Origin of the sequence: Pseudomonas sp. F8002 (assembly GCF_013385495.1) — a bacterium.
GTDB lineage: Bacteria > Pseudomonadota > Gammaproteobacteria > Pseudomonadales > Pseudomonadaceae > Aquipseudomonas.
Genome location: NZ_JACAPW010000001.1, coordinates 109,976 through 130,540 on the forward strand (window position 1 = coordinate 109,976; position 20,565 = coordinate 130,540).

Annotated in this window: 20 protein-coding genes; 13 read left to right on the forward strand and 7 right to left on the reverse strand. The window is 61.0% G+C overall.

Annotated features, from left to right (window positions below):
• Positions 1-43 precede the first annotated feature (43 nt).
• From HX811_RS00510 to HX811_RS00520, 3 genes are all read left to right on the forward strand, one after another.
• Positions 44-661 (forward strand): glutathione S-transferase N-terminal domain-containing protein, encoded by a 618-nt coding sequence (locus HX811_RS00510; RefSeq protein ID WP_003216049.1) that lies wholly within the window; start codon positions 44-46, stop codon positions 659-661.
• A gap of 17 nt (positions 662-678) precedes the next feature.
• Positions 679-1,098, forward strand: coding sequence for a ClpXP protease specificity-enhancing factor (locus tag HX811_RS00515; protein ID WP_003216051.1), 420 nt, complete (start codon positions 679-681; stop codon positions 1,096-1,098).
• Between the two features lie 170 nt (positions 1,099-1,268).
• A complete protein-coding gene (locus tag HX811_RS00520; RefSeq protein ID WP_008437251.1) occupies positions 1,269-2,018 on the forward strand; it encodes a FadR/GntR family transcriptional regulator in 750 nt (249 codons plus the stop codon).
• 168 nt (positions 2,019-2,186) lie between these two features.
• Here HX811_RS00520 and HX811_RS00525 read toward each other — a convergent pair whose 3' ends face one another.
• Positions 2,187-3,344: a phospholipase gene (locus tag HX811_RS00525; protein WP_177044356.1), complete on the reverse strand. Its 1,158-nt coding sequence runs from the start codon at positions 3,342-3,344 to the stop codon at positions 2,187-2,189.
• A gap of 224 nt (positions 3,345-3,568) precedes the next feature.
• On the opposite strand from HX811_RS00525, the gene kdgD reads away from it, so the two are divergent.
• The 5 genes from kdgD to HX811_RS00550 all read left to right on the forward strand — a co-directional run bounded on the left by kdgD (position 3,569) and on the right by HX811_RS00550 (position 10,111).
• Positions 3,569-4,480, forward strand: coding sequence for a 5-dehydro-4-deoxyglucarate dehydratase (gene kdgD, locus HX811_RS00530; protein WP_003216058.1), 912 nt, complete (start codon positions 3,569-3,571; stop codon positions 4,478-4,480).
• Between the two features lie 54 nt (positions 4,481-4,534).
• Positions 4,535-5,980: an aldehyde dehydrogenase family protein gene (locus HX811_RS00535; RefSeq protein ID WP_003216060.1), complete on the forward strand. Its 1,446-nt coding sequence runs from the start codon at positions 4,535-4,537 to the stop codon at positions 5,978-5,980.
• A gap of 87 nt (positions 5,981-6,067) precedes the next feature.
• Positions 6,068-7,432 (forward strand): MFS transporter, encoded by a 1,365-nt coding sequence (locus HX811_RS00540; RefSeq protein WP_003216062.1) that lies wholly within the window; start codon positions 6,068-6,070, stop codon positions 7,430-7,432.
• Positions 7,433-7,445: 13 nt separating this feature from the next.
• Complete coding sequence (garD, locus tag HX811_RS00545) at positions 7,446-8,999, forward strand: galactarate dehydratase (RefSeq protein ID WP_088422717.1); 1,554 nt, start codon at positions 7,446-7,448, stop codon at positions 8,997-8,999.
• A 170-nt stretch (positions 9,000-9,169) separates the two neighbouring features.
• A complete protein-coding gene (locus HX811_RS00550) occupies positions 9,170-10,111 on the forward strand; it encodes an AEC family transporter (protein WP_177044358.1) in 942 nt (313 codons plus the stop codon).
• Here the strand turns inward: HX811_RS00550 and HX811_RS00555 are convergent.
• The 6 genes from HX811_RS00555 to gatC all read right to left on the reverse strand — a co-directional run bounded on the left by HX811_RS00555 (position 10,108) and on the right by gatC (position 15,330).
• A complete protein-coding gene (locus HX811_RS00555; protein ID WP_003216068.1) occupies positions 10,108-10,488 on the reverse strand; it encodes a carboxymuconolactone decarboxylase family protein in 381 nt (126 codons plus the stop codon). The genes HX811_RS00550 and HX811_RS00555 overlap by 4 nt on opposite strands.
• On the reverse strand, positions 10,485-11,531 hold the full coding sequence (locus HX811_RS00560) for a calcium/sodium antiporter (RefSeq protein ID WP_032899620.1): 1,047 nt from the start codon (positions 11,529-11,531) through the stop codon (positions 10,485-10,487). Before HX811_RS00560 ends, HX811_RS00555 begins: the two co-directional genes overlap by 4 nt.
• A 59-nt stretch (positions 11,532-11,590) precedes the next feature.
• The gene (locus HX811_RS00565; RefSeq protein WP_177044360.1) at positions 11,591-11,962 is read right to left on the reverse strand and encodes a septal ring lytic transglycosylase RlpA family protein; all 372 of its coding nucleotides are present in this window, start codon (positions 11,960-11,962) and stop codon (positions 11,591-11,593) included.
• 156 nt (positions 11,963-12,118) lie between these two features.
• The gene (gatB, locus tag HX811_RS00570; protein WP_003216073.1) at positions 12,119-13,564 is read right to left on the reverse strand and encodes an Asp-tRNA(Asn)/Glu-tRNA(Gln) amidotransferase subunit GatB; all 1,446 of its coding nucleotides are present in this window, start codon (positions 13,562-13,564) and stop codon (positions 12,119-12,121) included.
• A 10-nt stretch (positions 13,565-13,574) separates the two neighbouring features.
• Positions 13,575-15,026: an Asp-tRNA(Asn)/Glu-tRNA(Gln) amidotransferase subunit GatA gene (gene gatA, locus HX811_RS00575; RefSeq protein ID WP_177044362.1), complete on the reverse strand. Its 1,452-nt coding sequence runs from the start codon at positions 15,024-15,026 to the stop codon at positions 13,575-13,577.
• Between the two features lie 16 nt (positions 15,027-15,042).
• The gene (gene gatC, locus HX811_RS00580) at positions 15,043-15,330 is read right to left on the reverse strand and encodes an Asp-tRNA(Asn)/Glu-tRNA(Gln) amidotransferase subunit GatC (RefSeq protein ID WP_003216077.1); all 288 of its coding nucleotides are present in this window, start codon (positions 15,328-15,330) and stop codon (positions 15,043-15,045) included.
• Between the two features lie 210 nt (positions 15,331-15,540).
• On the opposite strand from gatC, the gene mreB reads away from it, so the two are divergent.
• The 5 genes from mreB to rng all read left to right on the forward strand — a co-directional run bounded on the left by mreB (position 15,541) and on the right by rng (position 20,491).
• Positions 15,541-16,578, forward strand: coding sequence for a rod shape-determining protein MreB (mreB, locus tag HX811_RS00585; RefSeq protein WP_002555108.1), 1,038 nt, complete (start codon positions 15,541-15,543; stop codon positions 16,576-16,578).
• 140 nt (positions 16,579-16,718) lie between these two features.
• Entirely contained in the window at positions 16,719-17,828 is a 1,110-nt protein-coding gene (gene mreC, locus HX811_RS00590; protein ID WP_080673268.1) for a rod shape-determining protein MreC, read from the forward strand.
• Positions 17,828-18,316, forward strand: a complete 489-nt coding sequence (gene mreD / locus HX811_RS00595) for a rod shape-determining protein MreD (RefSeq protein WP_003216081.1) — start codon at positions 17,828-17,830, stop codon at positions 18,314-18,316. The genes mreC and mreD overlap by 1 nt, the downstream gene beginning before the upstream one ends.
• Before the next feature lie 50 nt (positions 18,317-18,366).
• Complete coding sequence (locus tag HX811_RS00600) at positions 18,367-18,963, forward strand: nucleoside triphosphate pyrophosphatase (RefSeq protein WP_008437228.1); 597 nt, start codon at positions 18,367-18,369, stop codon at positions 18,961-18,963.
• A gap of 70 nt (positions 18,964-19,033) precedes the next feature.
• Positions 19,034-20,491 (forward strand): ribonuclease G, encoded by a 1,458-nt coding sequence (gene rng, locus HX811_RS00605; RefSeq protein ID WP_003216085.1) that lies wholly within the window; start codon positions 19,034-19,036, stop codon positions 20,489-20,491.
• Positions 20,492-20,565: the final 74 nt, after the last annotated feature.

Genomic DNA, 20,565 nt, shown 5'->3' on the forward strand with positions numbered 1-20,565 from the left:
GTTTTTGAGCTTCCGATAATTTCAACAAGCGAGGAGGACCGCCATGGGCGTGACCAATCGGTTGGCCTGTTACTCCGACCCCGCCGACCACTATTCCCACCGAGTACGCATCGTGCTCGCAGAGAAGGGTGTCAGCGCAGAGATCATCAGTGTGGAGGTGGGACGTCACCCGCCGAAACTGATCGAAGTGAACCCTTACGGCAGCTTGCCCACCCTGGTCGATCGTGACCTGGCGTTGTGGGAGTCAACCGTGGTGATGGAATACCTGGATGAGCGTTATCCCCATCCACCGTTGCTGCCGGTGTATCCGGTGGCGCGTGCCAACAGCCGCCTGCTGATCCATCGGATCCAGCGTGACTGGTGTGGCCTGGTGGACCTGATTCTGGATTCACGCAGCAAGGAAGCGGCCCGGGTTCAGGCGCGCAAGGAATTGCGCGAGAGCCTGACCGGTGTTTCGCCGTTGTTTGCCGACAAACCTTTTTTCCTCAGCGAGGAACAAAGTCTGGTGGATTGCTGCCTATTACCCATACTCTGGCGCTTGCCGATTTTGGGCATAGAACTGCCGCGGCCTGCCAAGCCGCTGCTTGACTACATGGAGCGCCAGTTTGCGCGTGAGGCTTTCCAGGCGAGTCTGTCTGGTGTCGAACGCGATATGCGCTAAGGCTTAAGGAGCCGTTGATGAACTCCAGTCGACCTTACCTGGTCCGCGCGCTCTATGAGTGGATAGTGGACAACGATTGCACCCCGCACATGCTGGTCAATTCCGAGTTTCCCGCGGTTCAGGTACCGCAAGGTTTTGCCAGTGACGGACAAATCGTCCTGAACGTTTCACCCAGTGCCGTGCGACACCTGCACATGGACAATGAAGCGGTCAGCTTTGAAGGGCGTTTCGGCGGTGTGCCGCATACGCTGTTCGTGCCCATCGGTGCCATCCTCGGGATCTACGCCCGGGAAAATGGCCAGGGCATGGTGTTTGATCTGGAGTCTTCCCTTGAGGATGACGAAGCGATCGAGCTCGAAGGCGAAGATGATGTGCCGCCGCCGGATTCCGAGCCGCCGCGTCCAAGCGGTCGGCCGAGTCTGAAAGTGGTGAAGTAACAAGGCGCGGGCCCTCGGGCCAGCGTTGAAAATGCCTCGGCGATGCCGGGGCATTTTTTTGCCTGGCGAAAACCCCGGCGGTTATAGATGAAAGTCATGACAGGACGGTGATCGTACAACCGCCATGGGCTATCATGCGTGCTTCAGATCGCCGAGATAGATGATTCATCATGGAAAACTCCAGCGCCGCCCCTCGTCTTCCCCGCAAGCGCCGCAGCCTTGCCCAGGAATTGGTCACGGTGTTGTCCGAGCAGATCCGCGACGGCCAACTCAAACGTGGCGACAAACTGCCCACCGAGTCGGCGATCATGGACGCCCATGGGGTCAGCCGCACCGTGGTGCGTGAAGCCATCTCGCGATTGCAGGCCGCCGGGCAGGTAGAAACCCGCCATGGCATCGGTACCTTTGTGCTGGATACGCCAAGCCCCAGCGGTTTCCGGATTGATCCGGCCACTGTCGTCACCCTGCGTGATGTGCTGGCCATCCTTGAACTGCGGATCAGCCTGGAAGTGGAGTCTGCCGGGCTTGCTGCCCAGCGCCGTAGCGACGAGCAATTGGCCGGCATGCGTGCTGCCCTCGATGCCCTTAACGAAAGTGCGGCCCACGCCGGTGATGCGGTGGCGTCGGACTTCCAGTTCCACCTGCAGATTGCCCTGTCCACCGGCAACCGCTACTTCACCGACATCATGACCCACCTGGGCACCAGCATCATTCCGCGCACGCGGCTGAACTCGGCACGCCTGGCCCATGATGACCAGCAGCACTACATGAGCCGCCTGAGCCGCGAACACGAAGAGATCTATGAGGCGATCGCGCGCCAGGACTCGGACGCGGCGCGGGCGGCCATGCGGTTGCACCTGACCAACAGCCGTGAGCGGCTGCGCCATGCCCATGAAGAGGCGGAAGCGCAGCGCGGTTAAGCCGTTGGGATGCGATTTGTAGAGCGATGCAGATTCAGTGTGGGAGCTGTCGAGCTTCAGCGAGGCTGCGATGCGGGCACTGAGGTCTAGCAGATTCACCGAGTCGATCCCATCGCAGCCTCGCCAAGGCTCGACAGCTCCCACATTTGATTTTTGTTGCCTGGAATATTAGCTGGCAGGTTGGTTTGGCTTGTAATCCTTCAGCAGCAGATACGTGCTCCAACCCCACCAGTCATTGGTCCACTGCTTGTCGTTCAGGTTGTTGACGTCCTTGCGTCGCAGCACCTTGTCGCCTTCAGCCTTGAACAGCGGTGAGAAGTTGTTCGCCGGGTTCTGCGCGGCGTTCAGGTCCGGCACATACAGCGGTGCCTTGAAGTTGGCCGGGGAGGGCGCCATGCCGCTGATAAACGTTTCGAAGATCTCATCGGCCGAGGCCTGCACGGCGCGTTTGACCATGGCGCGGTTGGCCGCATCGTTGCTGTCGAAATAGCGTTTATCACCGTAGGCATGCCACTGCTCGCCCAGGGCGTTGCGCACATTGAGCCCGAACTTGCTGTCTTCATCGTGCATGAAGCGGCTGATCAGCGAGCCCAGTTCACCCGGTGTCACCACCGCCGCCAGTTGCTTGCGCGGTACCCGCAGGTGCCCGGCGGAAAATAGATCGGTCAAAAAGTGATCAGCAAAGCTGTTCATGGCATAGGCCAGTTCCAGCGCCTGGTCGGTGCCGGTCTGATGCGCCACGACGGCTTGTTGCAAGGCTGCCGTATGCCCCGCCAGATAGGCCGCCAAAGCCCATTCGCCAAAGTGGTCGGCATTGTCTGCCGCCAGTTTCAGGTAGCGCCCCAGTGGAATCAGTGCCGAGACAGCACTGCCGCCGCCGGTGATGCGGTTCCATTCCTCGGACAAGGTGTCACCCAGCGCGTCATAGGCTTCATGGGGTTGCTTGCCGTCCTTGATCGCCTGGTTGACCGCATTGATCTCCTTTTGCATCACCGCCAGGATCTTGCCCGCTTCTTCCCGTGATGCTGGCAATACCGCCAGCGAGTTGAATGCATCGGTAAAGCGCTGCACACGATCAGCGGGCGATGTGCCTTCGTTGATGGGGCGCCCGGGGATGCCATAGAAATCACCGCCCAGGGCGATGATCTGGCCGTAGCTCAGCGCCAGGCCATTGGGCAGGTGCAATTCGACCTGCCGGGCGGGAATCGGCGGGGCGTCCTTGACGAAACGCAACAGGGTGTCGTCGCCGATGGCGGTGTGTTCGCCGCCTTCAAAACGCAGGGTTGGCGGGGTTTTCACAGGTGTGGCGAGTTCAAGATCTGACATGTTAGCTCCTTGCTATGTCATAGGAATCTTCCGTAATAACTGTACGTATATACAGTTATCCCGAGCATAGAGGAAAAACTTCCTACGTCAAGAAAGCAGCAATCGAGAAGGGCGGCGATGAATTGCAGTTGACGAATATTTTTATAGTTGTACGATGACGTACGACATCAAGATAACCATCCGTAATCTCACAACAGAAAGTCTTCGCCCAGGGTGTTCGAATAATGAATCCACAAGAACTGAAGTCCATCCTCTCTCACGGTCTGCTGTCTTTCCCGGTGACCGATTTCAATGCCCAGGGTGATTTCCACCAGGCGGGCTACATCAAGCGTCTGGAATGGCTGGCCCCTTACGGCGCTACCGCCTTGTTCGCCGCTGGCGGCACCGGTGAGTTTTTCTCCCTGGCGGCCAGCGAATATTCGCAAGTGGTGAAAACCGCCGTTGATACCTGCGCCACCAGCGTGCCGATTCTTGCTGGCGTCGGCGGTGCCACCCGCCAGGCCATCGAATACGCCCAGGAAGCCGAGCGTCTGGGCGCCAAAGGCCTGTTGCTGCTGCCGCACTACCTGACCGAAGCCAGCCAGGATGGGGTTGCCGCCCACGTTGAAGCGGTGTGCAAGTCGGTCAAGATCGGTGTAGTGGTCTACAACCGCAACGTCTGCCGCCTGACCGCGCCGCTGCTGGAACGCCTGGCCGAGCGCTGCCCGAACCTGATCGGTTACAAGGACGGCCTGGGTGACATTGAATTGATGGTGTCGATCCGTCGTCGCCTCGGTGACCGTTTCAGCTACCTGGGCGGCTTGCCGACTGCAGAGGTTTACGCCGCTGCCTACAAGGCCCTGGGCGTGCCGGTGTACTCCTCGGCGGTGTTCAACTTCATTCCAAAAACCGCGATGGATTTCTACCACGCCATTGCCCGGGAAGATCACGCCACCGTCGGCAAGATCATCGACGACTTCTTCCTGCCGTACCTCGACATCCGTAACCGCAAGGCCGGTTACGCGGTGAGCATCGTCAAGGCCGGGGCGAAAATCGTCGGTTACGACGCAGGCCCCGTGCGTACGCCGCTGACCGATCTGCTGCCGGAAGAATACGAAGCCCTGGCCGCGTTGATCGACAAGCAAGGCGCGCAATAACCCATCACCAAGGCCGCTGAGTAATCAGCGGCTTTTTGCGTCAGGAGAGAATTCGTGTCCCAAGCCAAGCGTTTCGAAAACTACATCGGTGGCCAGTGGGTTGCCGGCGCCGACTACTCGGCCAACATCAATCCGTCGGAGTTGTCTGATGTCATTGGCGAATACGCCAAGGCTGACCTCGCCCAGGTCCACGCGGCCATCGACGCTGCGCGCGCTGCTTTTCCGGCCTGGTCCACTTCCGGGATCCAGGCGCGTCATGATTCGCTGGATAAAGTCGGCACCGAAATCCTCGCCCGTCGCGAAGAACTCGGCACCCTGCTGGCCCGGGAAGAGGGCAAGACCCTGCCGGAAGCCATCGGCGAAGTGACCCGCGCCGGTAACATCTTCAAATTCTTCGCCGGTGAATGCCTGCGCCTGTCCGGCGACTACCTGCCGTCGGTGCGTCCGGGCGTCAACGTTGAAGTGACCCGTGAGGCGTTGGGCGTGGTTGGCCTGATCACGCCGTGGAACTTCCCGATTGCCATCCCGGCCTGGAAGATCGCCCCGGCCCTGGCCTACGGCAACTGCGTGGTGCTCAAACCGGCTGAACTGGTACCGGGCTGCGCCTGGGCCCTGGCCGAAATCATCTCCCGCGCTGGCTTCCCTGCCGGTGTGTTCAACCTGGTGATGGGCAGCGGCCGTGTGGTCGGCGATGCCATGGTCAACAGCCCGAAAGTCGACGGCATCAGCTTCACCGGCTCGGTGGGCGTGGGTCGTCAGATCGCCGTCAGCTGCGTGTCGCGCCAGGCCAAGGTGCAGTTGGAAATGGGCGGCAAGAACCCGCAGATCATTCTCGACGACGCCGACCTCAAACAAGCCGTCGAGCTGTCGGTGCAGAGCGCGTTCTACTCCACCGGCCAGCGTTGCACCGCGTCCAGCCGCTTTATCGTCACCGCCGGGATTCACGACCAGTTCGTCGCGGCCATGGCTGAGCGGATGAAGTCGATCAAGGTCGGCCACGCCCTGAAAACCGGCACCGACATCGGCCCGGTGGTTTCCCAGGCCCAGCTGGACCAGGACTTGAAGTACATCGACATCGGCCAGAGCGAAGGCGCCCGGCTGGTCAGCGGCGGTGAGCTGGTGACCTGCGACACCGAAGGCTACTTCCTCGCGCCGACGCTGTTTGCCGACAGCGAAGCCGCGATGCGCATCAGCCGTGAAGAGATCTTCGGCCCGGTGGCCAACGTGGTGCGCGTGGCGGATTACGAGGCGGCGCTGGCGATGGCCAACGACACCGAGTTCGGCCTCTCGGCCGGTATCGCCACCACCTCGCTGAAATACGCCAACCACTTCAAGCGTCATTCCCAGGCCGGGATGGTGATGGTCAATCTGCCGACTGCCGGTGTGGATTACCACGTTCCATTCGGTGGCCGTAAGGGTTCATCCTACGGTTCGCGTGAGCAGGGTCGCTATGCGCAAGAGTTCTACACCGTGGTGAAAACCAGCTACATCGGTTCGTAACGGCTGCACCCTGTGGCGGGTCCGTGCCCGTCACAGGCTTACAATTTGATTACCCGCAAAAAAAATAATTAGTGGGAGTACATCTTCATGCAAGCGACCAAGCCGACCCATGTCCGCTATTTGATCCTGCTCATGCTGTTCCTGGTGACCACGATCAACTACGCCGACCGGGCCACCATCGCCATTGCCGGCTCCAGCCTGCAAAAAGACCTCGGCATCGACGCGGTCACCCTCGGCTATATCTTCTCCGCATTCGGTTGGGCCTACGTGGCCGGGCAAATTCCCGGCGGCTGGCTGCTGGACCGATTCGGTTCGAAAAAAGTCTACGCCCTGAGTATCTTCACCTGGTCACTGTTCACCGTGCTGCAAGGCTATGTCGGTGAGTTCGGTGTTTCCACGGCCATCGTTGCGCTGTTCATGTTGCGCTTTCTGGTGGGCCTGGCTGAAGCGCCATCCTTCCCCGGAAATGCGCGCATCGTGGCGGCGTGGTTTCCTACGGCTGAGCGGGGTACGGCCTCGGCGATCTTCAACTCGGCGCAGTACTTCGCCACCGTGTTGTTCGCGCCGTTGATGGGCTGGATCGTCTACACCTTCGGCTGGCAGCACGTGTTTATCGTGATGGGCGGCATCGGCATTCTGTTCTCGTTGATCTGGCTGAAACTTATCCACAGCCCGCGCCAACACCCGATGATCAACGACGCCGAACTGCAGCACATCGCCCAGAACGGCGGCATGGTCGATATGGATCAGGACAAGGGCAAAGGCAAGAAAGTCGACGGGCCGAAGTGGGATTACATTCGTCAATTGCTGACCAATCGCATGATGCTCGGCGTGTATCTGGGCCAGTACTGCATCAACGGCATCACCTACTTCTTCCTGACCTGGTTCCCGGTGTACCTGGTCCAGGAGCGCGGCATGACGATCCTCAAGGCCGGCTTTATTGCTTCCCTGCCTGCGGTCTGTGGTTTTATCGGTGGCGTGTTGGGCGGGATCATTTCCGACTATCTGCTGCGCAAAGGCCATTCGCTGACGTTCGCCCGCAAGGCGCCGATCATTGGTGGATTGCTGATTTCCTGCAGTATCGTGGCCTGCAACTACGTAGACATCGAATGGATGGTGGTGGGCTTCATGGCCCTGGCCTTCTTCGGTAAAGGCGTTGGCGCACTGGGTTGGGCGGTAGTCTCCGACACCTCGCCAAAGCAAATCGCCGGTTTGAGCGGTGGTCTGTTCAACATGTTCGGCAACATTGCGTCGATCACCACCCCGATCGTGATTGGCTACATCATCAGCACCACCGGCTCGTTCAAGTGGGCCCTGGTGTTCGTTGGCGCCAACGCGCTGGTCGCTGTGTTCAGTTACGTGGTGATCGTCGGCCCGATCAAGCGTGTGGTGCTCAAGGAGCCGCCGGCCAAAGGCCCCGAGCTGACTAAACTTTCCCAAGCGCATTCCTGAAGGGGCCCGCGTCATGCAGTTGATTGAACATGCCGATTCGCCACGCTCCATCCGTTTGCACGCGCTGGATAACGTGGTGATTGTGGTCAACGACCAGGGCGTACCGGCGGGGACCGAGTTTCCCGACGGCCTGGTGACGGTGGATTTCATTCCCCAAAGCCACAAGGTGACGCTGGAAGACATCCCCGAAGGCGGCCGCATCATTCGCTACGGCCAGACCATCGGTTATGCCCTGCGCCCGATTCCTCGAGGCAGTTGGGTGCAGGAAGATCAACTGCGCATGCCCACGGCGCCGCCGCTGGACAGCTTGCCGCTGTCCACCGAAGTGCCCGAGGCCCAAGCGCCCCTGGAAGGTTTTACCTTCGAGGGTTATCGCAATGCCGACGGCACCGTGGGCACACGCAATATCCTCGGGATTACCACCACGGTGCAGTGCGTCACGGGCGTGCTGGACCATGCGGTGAAGCGCATCAAGGACGAGTTGCTGCCCAAGTACCCGAACGTCGATGACGTGGTGGCGCTGACCCACAGCTACGGCTGCGGCGTGGCGATCACGGCCACCGACGCCTACATCCCGATCCGCACCGTGCGTAACCTGGCGCGCAATCCGAACCTGGGCGGTGAAGCCCTGGTGATCAGCCTGGGTTGCGAAAAGTTGCAGGCCGGGCAGGTGATGCATGAAAACGACAGCTCGGTAGACCTGAGCGAGCCATGGCTGTATCGGTTGCAGGACTCCAGCCACGGCTTTACCGAAATGATCGAACAGATCATGGAACTGGCCGAAACCCGCCTGAAGAAACTCGACCTGCGCCGGCGGGAAACCGTACCGGCGTCGGAGTTGATCCTCGGTATGCAGTGTGGCGGCAGTGATGCGTTCTCGGGGATTACCGCGAACCCGGCGCTGGGTTATGCCTCGGATTTGCTGCTGCGGGCGGGCGCGACGGTGATGTTTTCCGAAGTGACCGAAGTGCGCGATGCGATCTACCTGCTGACTTCCCGTGCCGAGAACCAGGACGTGGCCCGGGAGCTGGTGCGGGAAATGGACTGGTACGACCGCTACCTGGCCAAGGGCGAGGCAGATCGCAGCGCCAACACTACGCCGGGGAACAAGAAGGGTGGGTTGTCGAATATTGTCGAGAAGTCGTTGGGTTCCATCGTCAAGTCGGGCAGCAGTGCGATCAATGGCGTGCTTGGCCCGGGCGAGCGGTTCAATCGCAAGGGCCTGATCTTTTGTGCCACGCCGGCGAGTGATTTTGTGTGCGGCACGTTGCAGTTGGCGGCGGGGATGAACCTGCACGTGTTCACCACCGGGCGTGGCACGCCGTATGGGCTGGCGATGGCGCCGGTGGTGAAGGTCTCGACCCGGACGGAGCTGGCGCAGCGTTGGCCTGACCTGATTGACATCGACGCCGGGCGGATCGCCACCGGCCGGGCGACGATTGAGGAGCTGGGTTGGGAGTTGTTCCACTTCTACCTGGATGTGGCCAGCGGCAAGAAGCAGACATGGGCGGAGCAGCACAAGCTGCATAACGACATTACGTTGTTCAATCCGGCGCCGATTACTTAAGACCGAGTCGCCTGCTTCGCGAGCAAGCCCGCTCCCACATTTGACTGCATTCCAAAGGTAGAACTCGGTCAAATGTGGGAGCGGGCTTGCTCGCGAAAGCGGTAGTCCAGACGAAGCTGGCCATGCTGGCTTATCATTAGCCACGACGCCCACCCAAGGTTCTCCCCGGCATGCTGGCAATCCTCCTACAAACCCTGAACATCACCGCGCCGGTGTTTGCCATGCTGTTCCTGGGCGTACTGCTCAAGCGCATCAACTGGATCAACGACAACTTTATCCACATCGCTTCGGCCCTGGTGTTCAACGTCACCATGCCGGCGTTGCTGTTCCTCGGGATTCTCCATGCCGACCTGCATTCAGCCCTCAAGCCCGGCCTGCTGATCTACTTCGCCGTCGCCACGCTGCTGAGTTTCGCCCTGGCCTGGGGCTGGGCGATCTTTCGGTGCCCGCGGGAAGATCGCGGCATCTATGCCCAAGGCGCGTTTCGCGGTAACAACGGGGTGATCGGCCTGGCCCTGGCCGCCAGTATGTACGGTGACTACGGGATTTCCCTTGGCGCGGTGCTCGCGGCGCTGGTGATCCTGTTCTACAACACCCTGTCGACCATTGTGCTGGCGGTGTACAGCCCGGTGATCAAGTCCGACCCGTGGAGCATTTTCAAAAGCGTGCTGGCCAACCCGTTGATCATCAGCGTGATCGCGGCGGCGCCCTTCGCGTACTTCCAGATTGGCTTGCCTGGCTGGCTGGAATCCTCCGGGCAGTACCTGGCGGACATGACGTTGCCATTGGCGTTGATCTGTATCGGTGGCACGTTGTCGTTGGCGGCACTGCGTAAAAGCGGCGACATGGCCCTGAGTGCCAGCCTGATGAAGATGGTCTGGCTGCCGGTGATCGCGACCCTGGGGGCGTGGCTGCTGGGGTTTCGCGGGCCGGAGTTGGGGATTCTGTTCCTGTACTTCGGCGCGCCCACGGCGGCGGCCAGTTTTGTCATGGCGCGGGCGGCGCAGGGCAATCATGAACTGGCGGCCGCGATTATCGTGATCACCACCCTGATGGCGGCGGTGACCACGAATATCGGGATTTTCGTGTTGCAGGCGGGTGGCTGGATCTAGGCGTCTTTCTGGTAGCTGTCGATCACTTCCTGCGCGGCGCGGAAGGCGTCAATCGCCGCCGGCACACCGGCATACACCGCACAATGCAGCAGCGCCTCGCGAATCTCCTCCACGGTGCAACCGTTGTTCAGCGCGCCGCGCACGTGGCCCTTGAGTTCCTGCGGGCACTTGAGGGCGGTCAACGCGGCGAGGGTGATCAGGCTGCGGGTTTTCAGCGGCAACCCTTCGCGATTCCACACGCTGCCCCAGGCATGCTCGTTGACGAAATCCTGCAGCGGCTGGCTGAACTCCGTGGCATTGCCCAGCGCCCGATCGACAAACACATCACCCATCACCTGGCGGCGCATTTCAACGCCGGGCTTTTTCTGTTCGGTCATTGCGATTCCCTCTTGTGTTGGCGGCGCCAGGCTTGTAGCGAGGTGAACAACAGGAAAGCCACCAGCGCTGGCAGGACGTAATACAGCATCAGTTGTTCAAGCTTGTTGGCCAGCGGCATGCCGAAGGTGAACGACACCACGTGCAGCCCGTACACCAGGTACAGGCCCAGGAACACCAGGCCTTCGGCCCGGGTGACGCGGTAGCCCGAATAAAACACCGGCAGGCACAGGGCGACCACGCCGAGCATTACCGGCAGGTCGAAATCCAGGGCATTGGGCGACACCGACAACGGCGAGGGCGCCACGAGGGCGGTAAAGCCCAGCACCCCAAGCAGGTTGAACAGGTTGCTGCCGATCACGTTGCCCACGGCAATTTCCCGCTGGCCGCGCAGGGCGGCGATCAGCGAGGTGGCCAGGCAGGGCAGGGAAGTGCCGACGCCAATCAGCGTCAGACCGATGATGCGTTCCGACAGGCCCAGGTCAGAGGCCACGTCCACCGCCGCGCCCAGCAGCAGGTGCCCGGCCAGTACGAGGATCAACAGTCCACCGAGCATCAGCAGCACGCTGCTCAGCCACGGCGCCTGCACCACAGTGTCCCGGGTGCGCGGGCGGCGGGAGTGGCGGGTCTGGTAGAGCAGCACGCCGAGGTAGGCCACCAGGGCCACCAGCAGTAACAGGCCATCGATCGGCGTGAGTTCTTCATTGGCGGCTAGCACAAACACCAGCAGGCTGGCGATGATCATCATCGGGATATCCAGGCGTACCAGTTGCCGGGAGACCCGCAGCGGAATGATCAGGGCTGCCAGGCCAAGGGTCACGAGGGTGTTGAAGATGCTGCTGCCGATCACACTGCCCACGGCGATGTCGGTGTTGTCCGCCAGGGTCGCTTGCAAGCTGATCGCCATCTGCGGCGCGCTGCTGCCGAAGGCGACGATGCTCAGGCCGATGATCAGCGGGCGCACCTTGAGGCTGGCCGCCAGGCGCACGGCGGCGCGCACTAATACTTCTGCGCCGAAGATCAACAGCAGCAGGCCGCTGATCAGTTCGATCAGGCTAAAGGGCGAGAGGGCGGTTAATGCGGAAATGGCCTGGGCTCCGTCGGTCAGTTGCTGAGTGATTGCACGCGAACGCGCGCGGTGCCGCTGCCGATCATACCGATCTGTTCGGCGGCCTTGCGTGAAAGGTCGATCAGGCGCCCACGGGTATGCGGGCCGCGATCATTGATGCGGACAACGACGCTTTTGTTGTTGTCGAGATTGGTGACCTTCACCTGCGTGCCGAAGGGCAGGCGACGATGGGCGGCGGTCAGGGCATTCTGGTTGAACGGTTCACCGCTGGCAGTGCGGTTGCCGTGGTGTTTGGCGCCGTAGTAGGACGCGGAGCCGGTTTCGTCATAGCCGTTGGGGTCGATGAGGCCGCTGGCGCAGCCGGCGAGCAGAGAGAACAGGGCCAACAGGCCGAGTAGACGCTTCATTCAAGGTGTCCCCAAAAGTGATGTGGAAACCGGCTTATGTGGGAGCCGGGCTTGCCCGCGATGCAAGCGCCTCGGTCTTGCAGGTGCACCGAGGTGATGCTATCGCAGGCAAGCCAGCTCCCACACAAGCCGGCTCCCGCAGTGAGACGACCGCGTTTAGCCTTCGAGTTTGCTTTTCAGCAGTTCGTTGACCTGTTGCGGGTTGGCCTTGCCTTTGGAGGCTTTCATCGCCTGGCCGACAAAGAAGCCGAACATCTTGCCGCGCTTGGCTTCATCCGCCGCACGGTATTGTTCAACCTGTTCGGCATTGGCTGCCAGCATCTCGTCGAGCACGGCGGAAATCGCGCCGCTGTCGGTGACTTGTTTCAGGCCGCGCTTCTCGATGATCTCGTCAGCGTTGCCTTCGCCGGCGGCCATGGCTTCAAACACGGTCTTGGCGATTTTGCCGGAGATGGTGTTGTCCTTGATCCGCAGCAACATGCCGCCCAGTTGCTCGGCCGACACCGGTGCTTCGTCGATTTCCAGGCCCTGTTTGTTCAACAGGCTGCCCAGCTCAACCATCACCCAGTTGGCCGCCAGTTTGGCGTCGCCGGCAATGCTCACGACTTTTTCGAAGTAGTTGGCTTGCTCGCGGCTCGACGCCAGCACGCTTGCGTCATACACCGAAAGACCGAACTGCGCCTGGAAACGCTCGCGTTTCTGCGGTGGCAGTTCCGGCAGCGTGGCGCGCACGTCAGCCAGGAACGAGTCCTCGATGACCACCGGCAACAGGTCCGGATCGGGGAAGTAACGGTAGTCGTTGGCTTCCTCTTTGCTGCGCATGGCGCGGGTTTCGTCTTTGTTCGGGTCGTACAGGCGAGTCTGCTGGATCACCTTGCCGCCGTCTTCGATCAGCTCGATCTGGCGACGTACTTCGGTGTTGATCGCCTTCTCGATGAAACGGAACGAGTTGACGTTCTTGATCTCGCAGCGGGTGCCGTACTCGGCCTGGCCTTTTGGCCGTACCGACACGTTGCAGTCGCAACGCAGCGAGCCTTCGGCCATGTTGCCGTCGCAGATGCCGAGGTAGCGCACCAGCGCGTGGATCGTCTTGACGTAGGCCACGGCTTCCTTGGCGCTGCGCATGTCCGGCTCGGAAACGATCTCCAGCAGCGGGGTGCCGGCGCGGTTCAGGTCGATGCCGGTGGCGCCGTTGAATTCTTCATGCAGGCTCTTGCCGGCATCTTCTTCCAGGTGCGCACGGGTCACGCCGACACGTTTGATGGTGCCGTCTTCCAGCGGGATGTCCAGGTAGCCCTTGCCGACGATCGGCAATTCCATCTGGCTGATCTGGTAGCCCTTGGGCAGGTCCGGGTAGAAGTAGTTCTTGCGGGCGAACACGTTGTGCTGGCCGATCTCGGCATCGATGGCGAGGCCGAACATCACCGCCATGCGCACCGCTTCCTGGTTCAGCACCGGCAGTACGCCGGGCATGCCCAGGTCTACCAGGCTGGCCTGGGTGTTGGGTTCTGCGCCGAACGTGGTGGCGCTACCGGAGAAAATCTTCGATTGGGTGGCGAGCTGGGTATGAATCTCCAGCCCGATCACGACTTCCCATTGCATAGTGTTCTCCTCAGAAGCCGGTAGGGGTGCGAGTGTGCCAGTCAGTGTTCAACTGGTACTGGTGCGCCACATTGAGCAGGCGGCCTTCCTGGAAATACGGGGCGAGCAGTTGCACGCCCACCGGCAAGCCATCGACGAAACCTGCAGGCATGGACAAGCCCGGCAGACCGGCGAGGTTGGCGGTGATGGTGTACAGGTCTTCCAGGTACTCGGCGATCGGGTCGCCGGTCTTGGCGCCGATCTTCCAGGCCGGGTTCGGCGTGGTTGGGCCGAGGATCACGTCGACTTCATTAAAGGCAGCCATGAAGTCGTTCTTGATCAGGCGACGGATCTTTTGCGCCTTGAGGTAGTACGCGTCGTAGTAGCCGGCCGACAGGGCGTAGGCACCGACCATGATCCGGCGTTGTACTTCCGCGCCGAAACCTTCGCCACGGGAGCGCTTGTACAGGTCGGTGAGGTCTTTCGGGTTTTCGCAGCGGTAGCCGAAGCGCACGCCGTCGAACCGCGACAGGTTGGAGGACGCTTCTGCCGGGGCGATCACGTAGTAGGCCGGAATCGCGTGCTGGTTGTTCGGCAGGCTGATTTCCTTGATCACGGCGCCGAGCTTTTCCAGCTCCTTGACGCTGTTGTGCACCAGTTCGGCGATGCGCGGGTCGAGGCCGGCGCTGAAATACTCTTTCGGCACGCCGATGCGCAGGCCTTTGATCGAGGTATTCAGGCTGGCGCTGTAGTCCGGCACGGGTTCATCAATGCTGGTGGAGTCCTGCGGATCGAAGCCTGCCATGCCTTGTAACAAAATTGCGCAGTCTTCAGCGGTGCGTGCCAGGGGGCCGCCCTGGTCGAGACTGGAGGCGTAGGCAATCATGCCCCAGCGGGAAACGCGACCGTAGGTCGGTTTCAGACCGGTGAGGTTGGTGAAAGCGGCCGGTTGGCGGATCGAGCCGCCAGTGTCGGTGGCCGTGGCGGCAGGTAACAGACGAGCGGCAACCGCGGCCGCCGAACCACCGGACGAACCACCGGGCACGTGCTCGAGGTTCCACGGGTTTTTCACCGCGCCGTAGTGGCTCGACTCGTTGGCCGAGCCCATGGCGAATTCGTCCATGTTGGTCTTGCCCAGGGTCACGGCCCCGGCAGCGGCCAGCTTGGCGACCACAGTGGCGTCGTAGGGCGCCTTGAAATTGTCGAGCATCTTCGAGCCGCAGCTGGTGCGAATGCCCTGGGTGCAGAACAGGTCCTTGTGGGCAATCGGCGCACCCAACAGGGCGCCGTTCTCACCGTTGGCGCGACGTGCGTCGGCGGCCTTGGCCTGGCTCAGGGCCAGCTCTTCGGTGATGCTGATGAAGCTGTTGACCTTAGGGTCCAGCTCGGCGATACGCGCCAGCAGGGTCGTGGTCAGCTCTTCGGAAGAAAACTTTTTGTCGGCGAGACCGCGGGCGATCTCGGCCAGAGTCAATTGATGCATTGCAGGCTCTTTCCCTTTAGTCGATGACTTTCGGAACCAGGTACAGGCCGTTTTCGACCGCTGGCGCGATGGACTGGTAAGCCTCGCGATTATTGCGCTCGGTCACGACGTCGGCGCGCAGGCGCTGGCTGGCTTCCAGCGGGTGAGCCAGGGGCTCGATGCCGTCGGTATTCACGGCTTGCATTTGGTCGACCAGCCCGAGAATGCTGTTCAGGGCTGCGGTGGTCTGTGGAAGATCGGCTTCATTGAGGCCCAGGCAGGCCAAATGAGCGATTTTTTCCACGTCGGAGCGTTCAAGCGCCATGGGATTCTCCAGTGGAAAACAGAACGGAAGCTATCCGTGTGTTAGATTGTAGGAACACTACCGCATTTCTACGGTCATATGGCCGCGATTGTGGGGGTTGGTGCACAGAAAGTCGGCCAATTTAGCACATTGGCGCCTTGCCCAAAATCCCTGTCGTTGTTAGAGTTTGCCGCACTTTTTTACCCACGCGTTGCCTAGGGTCCCTTTCCCATGTTCAAGAAACTGCGTGGCATGTTTTCCAGCGATCTTTCCATCGACCTGGGCACTGCCAACACCCTTATTTACGTGCGCGAGCGCGGTATCGTCCTGAATGAGCCATCGGTTGTGGCCATTCGGACCCATGGTAATCAGAAAAGTGTCGTTGCCGTTGGCACCGAGGCCAAGCGCATGTTGGGCCGAACACCGGGCAACATTGCTGCCATTCGTCCGATGAAGGATGGCGTGATTGCTGACTTCAGTGTCTGCGAAAAGATGCTGCAGTACTTCATCAACAAGGTTCACGAAAACAGTTTCCTGCAGCCCAGCCCTCGTGTGCTGATCTGCGTTCCGTGCAAGTCCACCCAGGTGGAACGTCGTGCCATCCGTGAGTCGGCCCTTGGCGCCGGTGCCCGTGAAGTGTTCCTGATTGAAGAGCCAATGGCCGCTGCGATCGGTGCCGGCCTGCCGGTTGAAGAAGCGCGCGGTTCGATGGTGGTGGATATCGGTGGTGGTACCACTGAAATCGCCCTGATCTCCCTCAATGGTGTGGTGTATGCCGAATCCGTACGGGTTGGCGGCGACCGCTTCGACGAAGCGATCATCACCTACGTGCGTCGCAACTACGGCAGCCTGATCGGCGAATCCACCGCCGAGCGCATCAAGCAGGAAATCGGTACCGCTTACCCGGGCGGCGAAGTTCGCGAAGTCGATGTTCGCGGTCGCAACCTGGCCGAAGGCGTTCCACGTGCCTTCACCCTGAACTCCAATGAAGTGCTGGAAGCTCTGCAAGAGTCCCTGGCCACCATCGTTCAGGCGGTGAAGAGCGCCCTGGAGCAATCGCCTCCGGAACTGGCTTCCGATATCGCCGAGCGTGGCCTGGTACTGACCGGTGGTGGCGCCTTGCTGCGCGACCTCGACAAGTTGCTGGCCCAGGAAACCGGTTTGCCAGTGATCGTCGCTGAAGACCCGTTGACCTGCGTCGCCCGCGGCGGTGGCCGTGCACTGGAAATGATGGATAAACACACCATGGACCTGCTCTCCAGCGAATAAGAATTTGCTGGTTTGCCCATGTTTCGCTCACAGGCAGCACTTTGCAGTGCTGCCTGTTGGCGTTTATCTTCTTCAATCTGCATCCGGGCCGGTTTGATGCCGTATGAATAAAGAAAACATTTGCCTGGGAGGAGCGGCTTATTAAACCGCTTTTTTCCAAAGGCCCCTCATTGGGCGTGCGCCTGTTGGTGCTGGTCGTGCTATCGGTTGCGCTGATGGTGGTCGATGCCCGCTTCACACTGCTCAAGCCAGTGCGTAGCCAGATGTCGCTGGTCCTGATGCAGACGTACTGGATCACTGACCTGCCGCAGCGTCTCTATCAGGGAGTGGCCAGTCAATTTGGCAGCCGCACCGAACTGGTGGCCGAGAACGAAAAACTCAAGACCGAAAACCTGCTGCTGCAGGGGCGCATGCAAAAGCTGGCGGCCCTCACCGAGCAGAACGTTCGGCTGCGCGAGTTGCTCAATTCCTCTGCGCTGGTCAATGAGAAGGTCGAAGTGGCCGAGTTGATCGGCATGGATCCGAACCCCTTCACCCATCGCATCATCATCAACAAGGGTGAGCGCGACGGCGTAGTCCTTGGCCAACCGGTGCTCGATGCCCGTGGCTTGATGGGCCAGGTGGTGGAGTTGATGCCTTATACCTCTCGCGTCCTGTTGCTGACCGACACCACCCACAGCATCCCGGTGCAAGTCAACCGCAACGGCCTGCGGGCGATTGCCAGCGGTACTGGTAACCCGGAACGCCTGGAGTTGCGTCACGTCGCAGACACCGCCGACATCAAGGAAGGCGACCTGCTGGTCAGCTCCGGCCTGGGTCAGCGGTTCCCGGCAGGCTACCCGGTCGCGACGGTCAAGGAAGTGATCCACGATTCCGGCCAGCCGTTCGCCATTGTGCGCGCCGTGCCGACCGCCGCATTGAACCGCAGCCGTTACCTGTTGCTGGTGTTCAGTGACAACCGCACCCCGGAAGAGCGTGCCAACGAAGCCGCCCAGGCCCAGGAAGCGGAAGACAAGCAAAACGGCACCGCGCCGATCATTCCGGCCACCGTGCCAAAACCGGCTGCACCTGCTGCCCCGGCAGCCGCTCCGGCAACGCCAGCCGCGCCGGTTGCGACACCGGTCAAGCCTGTGGCCCATAGCGCGCGTCCGGCCAAGCCTGCGGCTGCAACACCTGCCGCTGCCAAACCGCCCGCCGCCGCCAAACCACCGGCTGCTGCCCCGGCAACCACTCGGCAGAGGGAAGAATAATGGCCGGTACTCATTCGCGTAACGGCTGGATCGTCTGGCTGACCTTTGCCATCGGCTTGCTGCTCAGCGTTTCGCCGCTGCCGCAATTCATGGAGATCCTGCGCCCGCTGTGGCTCGCCTTGCTGCTGGCGTTCTGGGCCCTGGCGCTGCCGCACAAGGTCGGGATGGTCACGGCCATGTGCCTGGGGCTGATGGAGGATGTGCTCTACGGCACCCTGCTCGGGCAGAACGCGCTGATCCTGACCCTGATTACCTTCCTGGTGCTGTCATTGCAGCAGCGCCTGCGGATGTTCCCGATGTGGCAACAGTGCCTGGTGATCCTGGTGATCTTCGGCCTGGCGCAGTTGGTACAGCTGTGGCTCAGCGCCTTGACCGGCAACCGCCAACCGACCCTGGCGCTGGTGTTGCCCGCGCTGGTCAGCGCGCTGTTGTGGCCCTGGGTCAGTTTTGGCCTGCGTGGATTGCGTCGTCGCTATAAAATCAATTGAATGGATCGCGAGGCTCTGCCTGGTTATCGAACCCTACAGGGAGAGTCTGCATGAACTCGCTTTATCTGGCCTCGGGCTCCCCGAGGCGGCGTGAGCTGCTGACACAGATCGGCGTGCCGTTCACCGTCGTCAGCGCCGCCATTGATGAAACTCCCCTTACAAATGAATCGCCCGCGTCCTACGTAGAACGCCTGGCGCGCGGCAAGGCTGCGGCCGGTCGAGCGACCTTGGCCGATGCCACCGGCGCCTGTGTGCTGGGCGCGGACACAGCCGTGATCCTCGACGGCCGGATCCTCGGTAAACCCGTGGATCAAGCCGATGCCCTGGCCATGTTGCTGGCCCTTTCCGAGCGTGAACACGAAGTTTTGACGGCCATTGCCCTGATTGACGGCCCGCGTTGCGAAACGCAGCTGGTCAGCAGTCGTGTGCGCTTTCGCAGGATTTCAGCGGACGAAGCCACCACTTATTGGCACAGCGGCGAGCCCCAGGACAAAGCGGGCGGCTATGCTATCCAAGGCTTGGCGGCGGTGTTCGTCGCCGGACTCAATGGCAGCTACTCTGCCGTCGTTGGCCTGCCGGTCTGCGAAACCGCAGAACTGCTGGGCCAATTCGGCATACCCTGTTGGCAAAACCTTACCGTGCGCTAAACGCCTTATTCCAGCGCCAAGCCTTAAGCGATCGGTCACTATTGTGAAAACGCCTGAACGAGACCCAGCCATGAGTGAAGAGATTCTGATCAATATCACGCCGATGGAATCACGCGTGGCGGTGGTAGAGAACGGTGTTCTGCAAGAAGTGCACGTCGAGCGCACCCAAAAGCGCGGGATCGTCGGGAATATTTATAAAGGCAAGGTCGTGCGTGTGTTACCGGGGATGCAAGCGGCGTTCGTCGACATCGGCCTGGACCGCGCTGCGTTTATCCATGCTTCGGAAATCTCCCTGCGCGAAGGCCCGGCGGTTGAAAGCATCAGCGCCCTGGTGCACGAAGGGCAGAGCCTGGTGGTGCAAGTCACCAAGGATCCGATTGGCTCAAAGGGCGCACGGCTGACCACGCAACTGTCGATTCCTTCGCGCTACCTGGTGTACATGCCGCGCACGGCCCACGTCGGTATTTCCCTGAAAATCGAAGATGAAGCCGAGCGCGAGCGCCTGAAAAAGGTGGTCAGTGACTGCGTGGCGCTCGAAGGCATCAAGGAGGCCGGCGGCTTTATCCTGCGTACTGCCGCAGAAGGTGCCGGTGCCGATGAAATCCTCATGGACATCCGCTACCTGCGCCGCCTGTGGGACCAGATCGGCGCGCAGATCAAGACCATTGGCGCCCCCAGCGTGATCTACGAAGACCTCGGCCTGGCCCTGCGCACCTTGCGCGACCTGGTCAGCCCGAAGATCGAGAAAATTCGCATCGACTCGCGGGAAACCTTCCAGCGCACTACGCAATTTGTTGCCGAGCTGATGCCGGAAATCGCCGATCGCCTGGAGCATTACCCGGGCGAGCGGCCGATTTTCGACCTGTATGGCGTCGAAGACGAAATCCAGAAAGCCCTTGAGCGCAAAGTGCCGCTCAAGTCCGGCGGTTACCTGGTGGTGGACCCGGCGGAAGCCATGAGCACTATCGACGTGAATACCGGTGCCTTTGTAGGCCATCGCAACCTCGAAGAAACCATCTTCAAGACCAACCTCGAAGCGGCCACCGCGATCGCCCGCCAGCTGCGCCTGCGCAACCTGGGCGGGATCATCATCATCGACTTCATCGACATGGAAGACGAAGAGCACCAGCGCCAGGTGCTGCGTACCCTGGAGAAGCAACTGGAGCGCGATCACGCCAAGACCAACATCATCGGCATCACCGAGCTGGGCCTGGTGCAGATGACCCGCAAGCGCACCCGCGAAAGCCTGGAGCAAGTGCTGTGCGAGCCGTGCAGCAGTTGCCAGGGGCGCGGTAAGTTGAAGACCCCGGAAACGGTTTGCTACGAGATTTTCCGGGAAATCTTACGGGAGGCACGCGCCTACCAGGCCGAGGGCTATAGAGTCCTGGCTAACCAGAAGGTGGTCGACCGTTTGCTGGATGAAGAATCCGGCAACGTAGCCGAGCTGGAGGGTTTTATCGGGCGCACCATTCGCTTCCAGGTCGAAACCATGTATTCCCAGGAACAATATGACGTGGTGCTGCTCTGATTCGCGTTAGTTCTTATCAACGAGACGGGCAGGCCTTGATCTGCCGTCCGACTATTGCCTTTGAGGGTCGCCTG

Coding starts and splice junctions, on each gene's coding strand:
- HX811_RS00520 (WP_008437251.1), top strand. CDS start 1,269: ATGGAAAACTCCAGCGCCGCCCCTCGTCTTCCCCGCAAGCGCCGCAGC.
- HX811_RS00555 (WP_003216068.1), bottom strand. CDS start 10,488: ATGACCGAACAGAAAAAGCCCGGCGTTGAAATGCGCCGCCAGGTGATG.
- gatA (WP_177044362.1), bottom strand. CDS start 15,026: ATGCATCAATTGACTCTGGCCGAGATCGCCCGCGGTCTCGCCGACAAA.
- HX811_RS00550 (WP_177044358.1), top strand. CDS start 9,170: ATGCTGGCAATCCTCCTACAAACCCTGAACATCACCGCGCCGGTGTTT.
- rng (WP_003216085.1), top strand. CDS start 19,034: ATGAGTGAAGAGATTCTGATCAATATCACGCCGATGGAATCACGCGTG.
- mreD (WP_003216081.1), top strand. CDS start 17,828: ATGGCCGGTACTCATTCGCGTAACGGCTGGATCGTCTGGCTGACCTTT.
- HX811_RS00510 (WP_003216049.1), top strand. CDS start 44: ATGGGCGTGACCAATCGGTTGGCCTGTTACTCCGACCCCGCCGACCAC.
- HX811_RS00525 (WP_177044356.1), bottom strand. CDS start 3,344: ATGTCAGATCTTGAACTCGCCACACCTGTGAAAACCCCGCCAACCCTG.
- garD (WP_088422717.1), top strand. CDS start 7,446: ATGCAGTTGATTGAACATGCCGATTCGCCACGCTCCATCCGTTTGCAC.
- HX811_RS00515 (WP_003216051.1), top strand. CDS start 679: ATGAACTCCAGTCGACCTTACCTGGTCCGCGCGCTCTATGAGTGGATA.
- gatB (WP_003216073.1), bottom strand. CDS start 13,564: ATGCAATGGGAAGTCGTGATCGGGCTGGAGATTCATACCCAGCTCGCC.
- kdgD (WP_003216058.1), top strand. CDS start 3,569: ATGAATCCACAAGAACTGAAGTCCATCCTCTCTCACGGTCTGCTGTCT.
- HX811_RS00600 (WP_008437228.1), top strand. CDS start 18,367: ATGAACTCGCTTTATCTGGCCTCGGGCTCCCCGAGGCGGCGTGAGCTG.
- mreB (WP_002555108.1), top strand. CDS start 15,541: ATGTTCAAGAAACTGCGTGGCATGTTTTCCAGCGATCTTTCCATCGAC.
- gatC (WP_003216077.1), bottom strand. CDS start 15,330: ATGGCGCTTGAACGCTCCGACGTGGAAAAAATCGCTCATTTGGCCTGC.
- HX811_RS00540 (WP_003216062.1), top strand. CDS start 6,068: ATGCAAGCGACCAAGCCGACCCATGTCCGCTATTTGATCCTGCTCATG.
- HX811_RS00565 (WP_177044360.1), bottom strand. CDS start 11,962: ATGAAGCGTCTACTCGGCCTGTTGGCCCTGTTCTCTCTGCTCGCCGGC.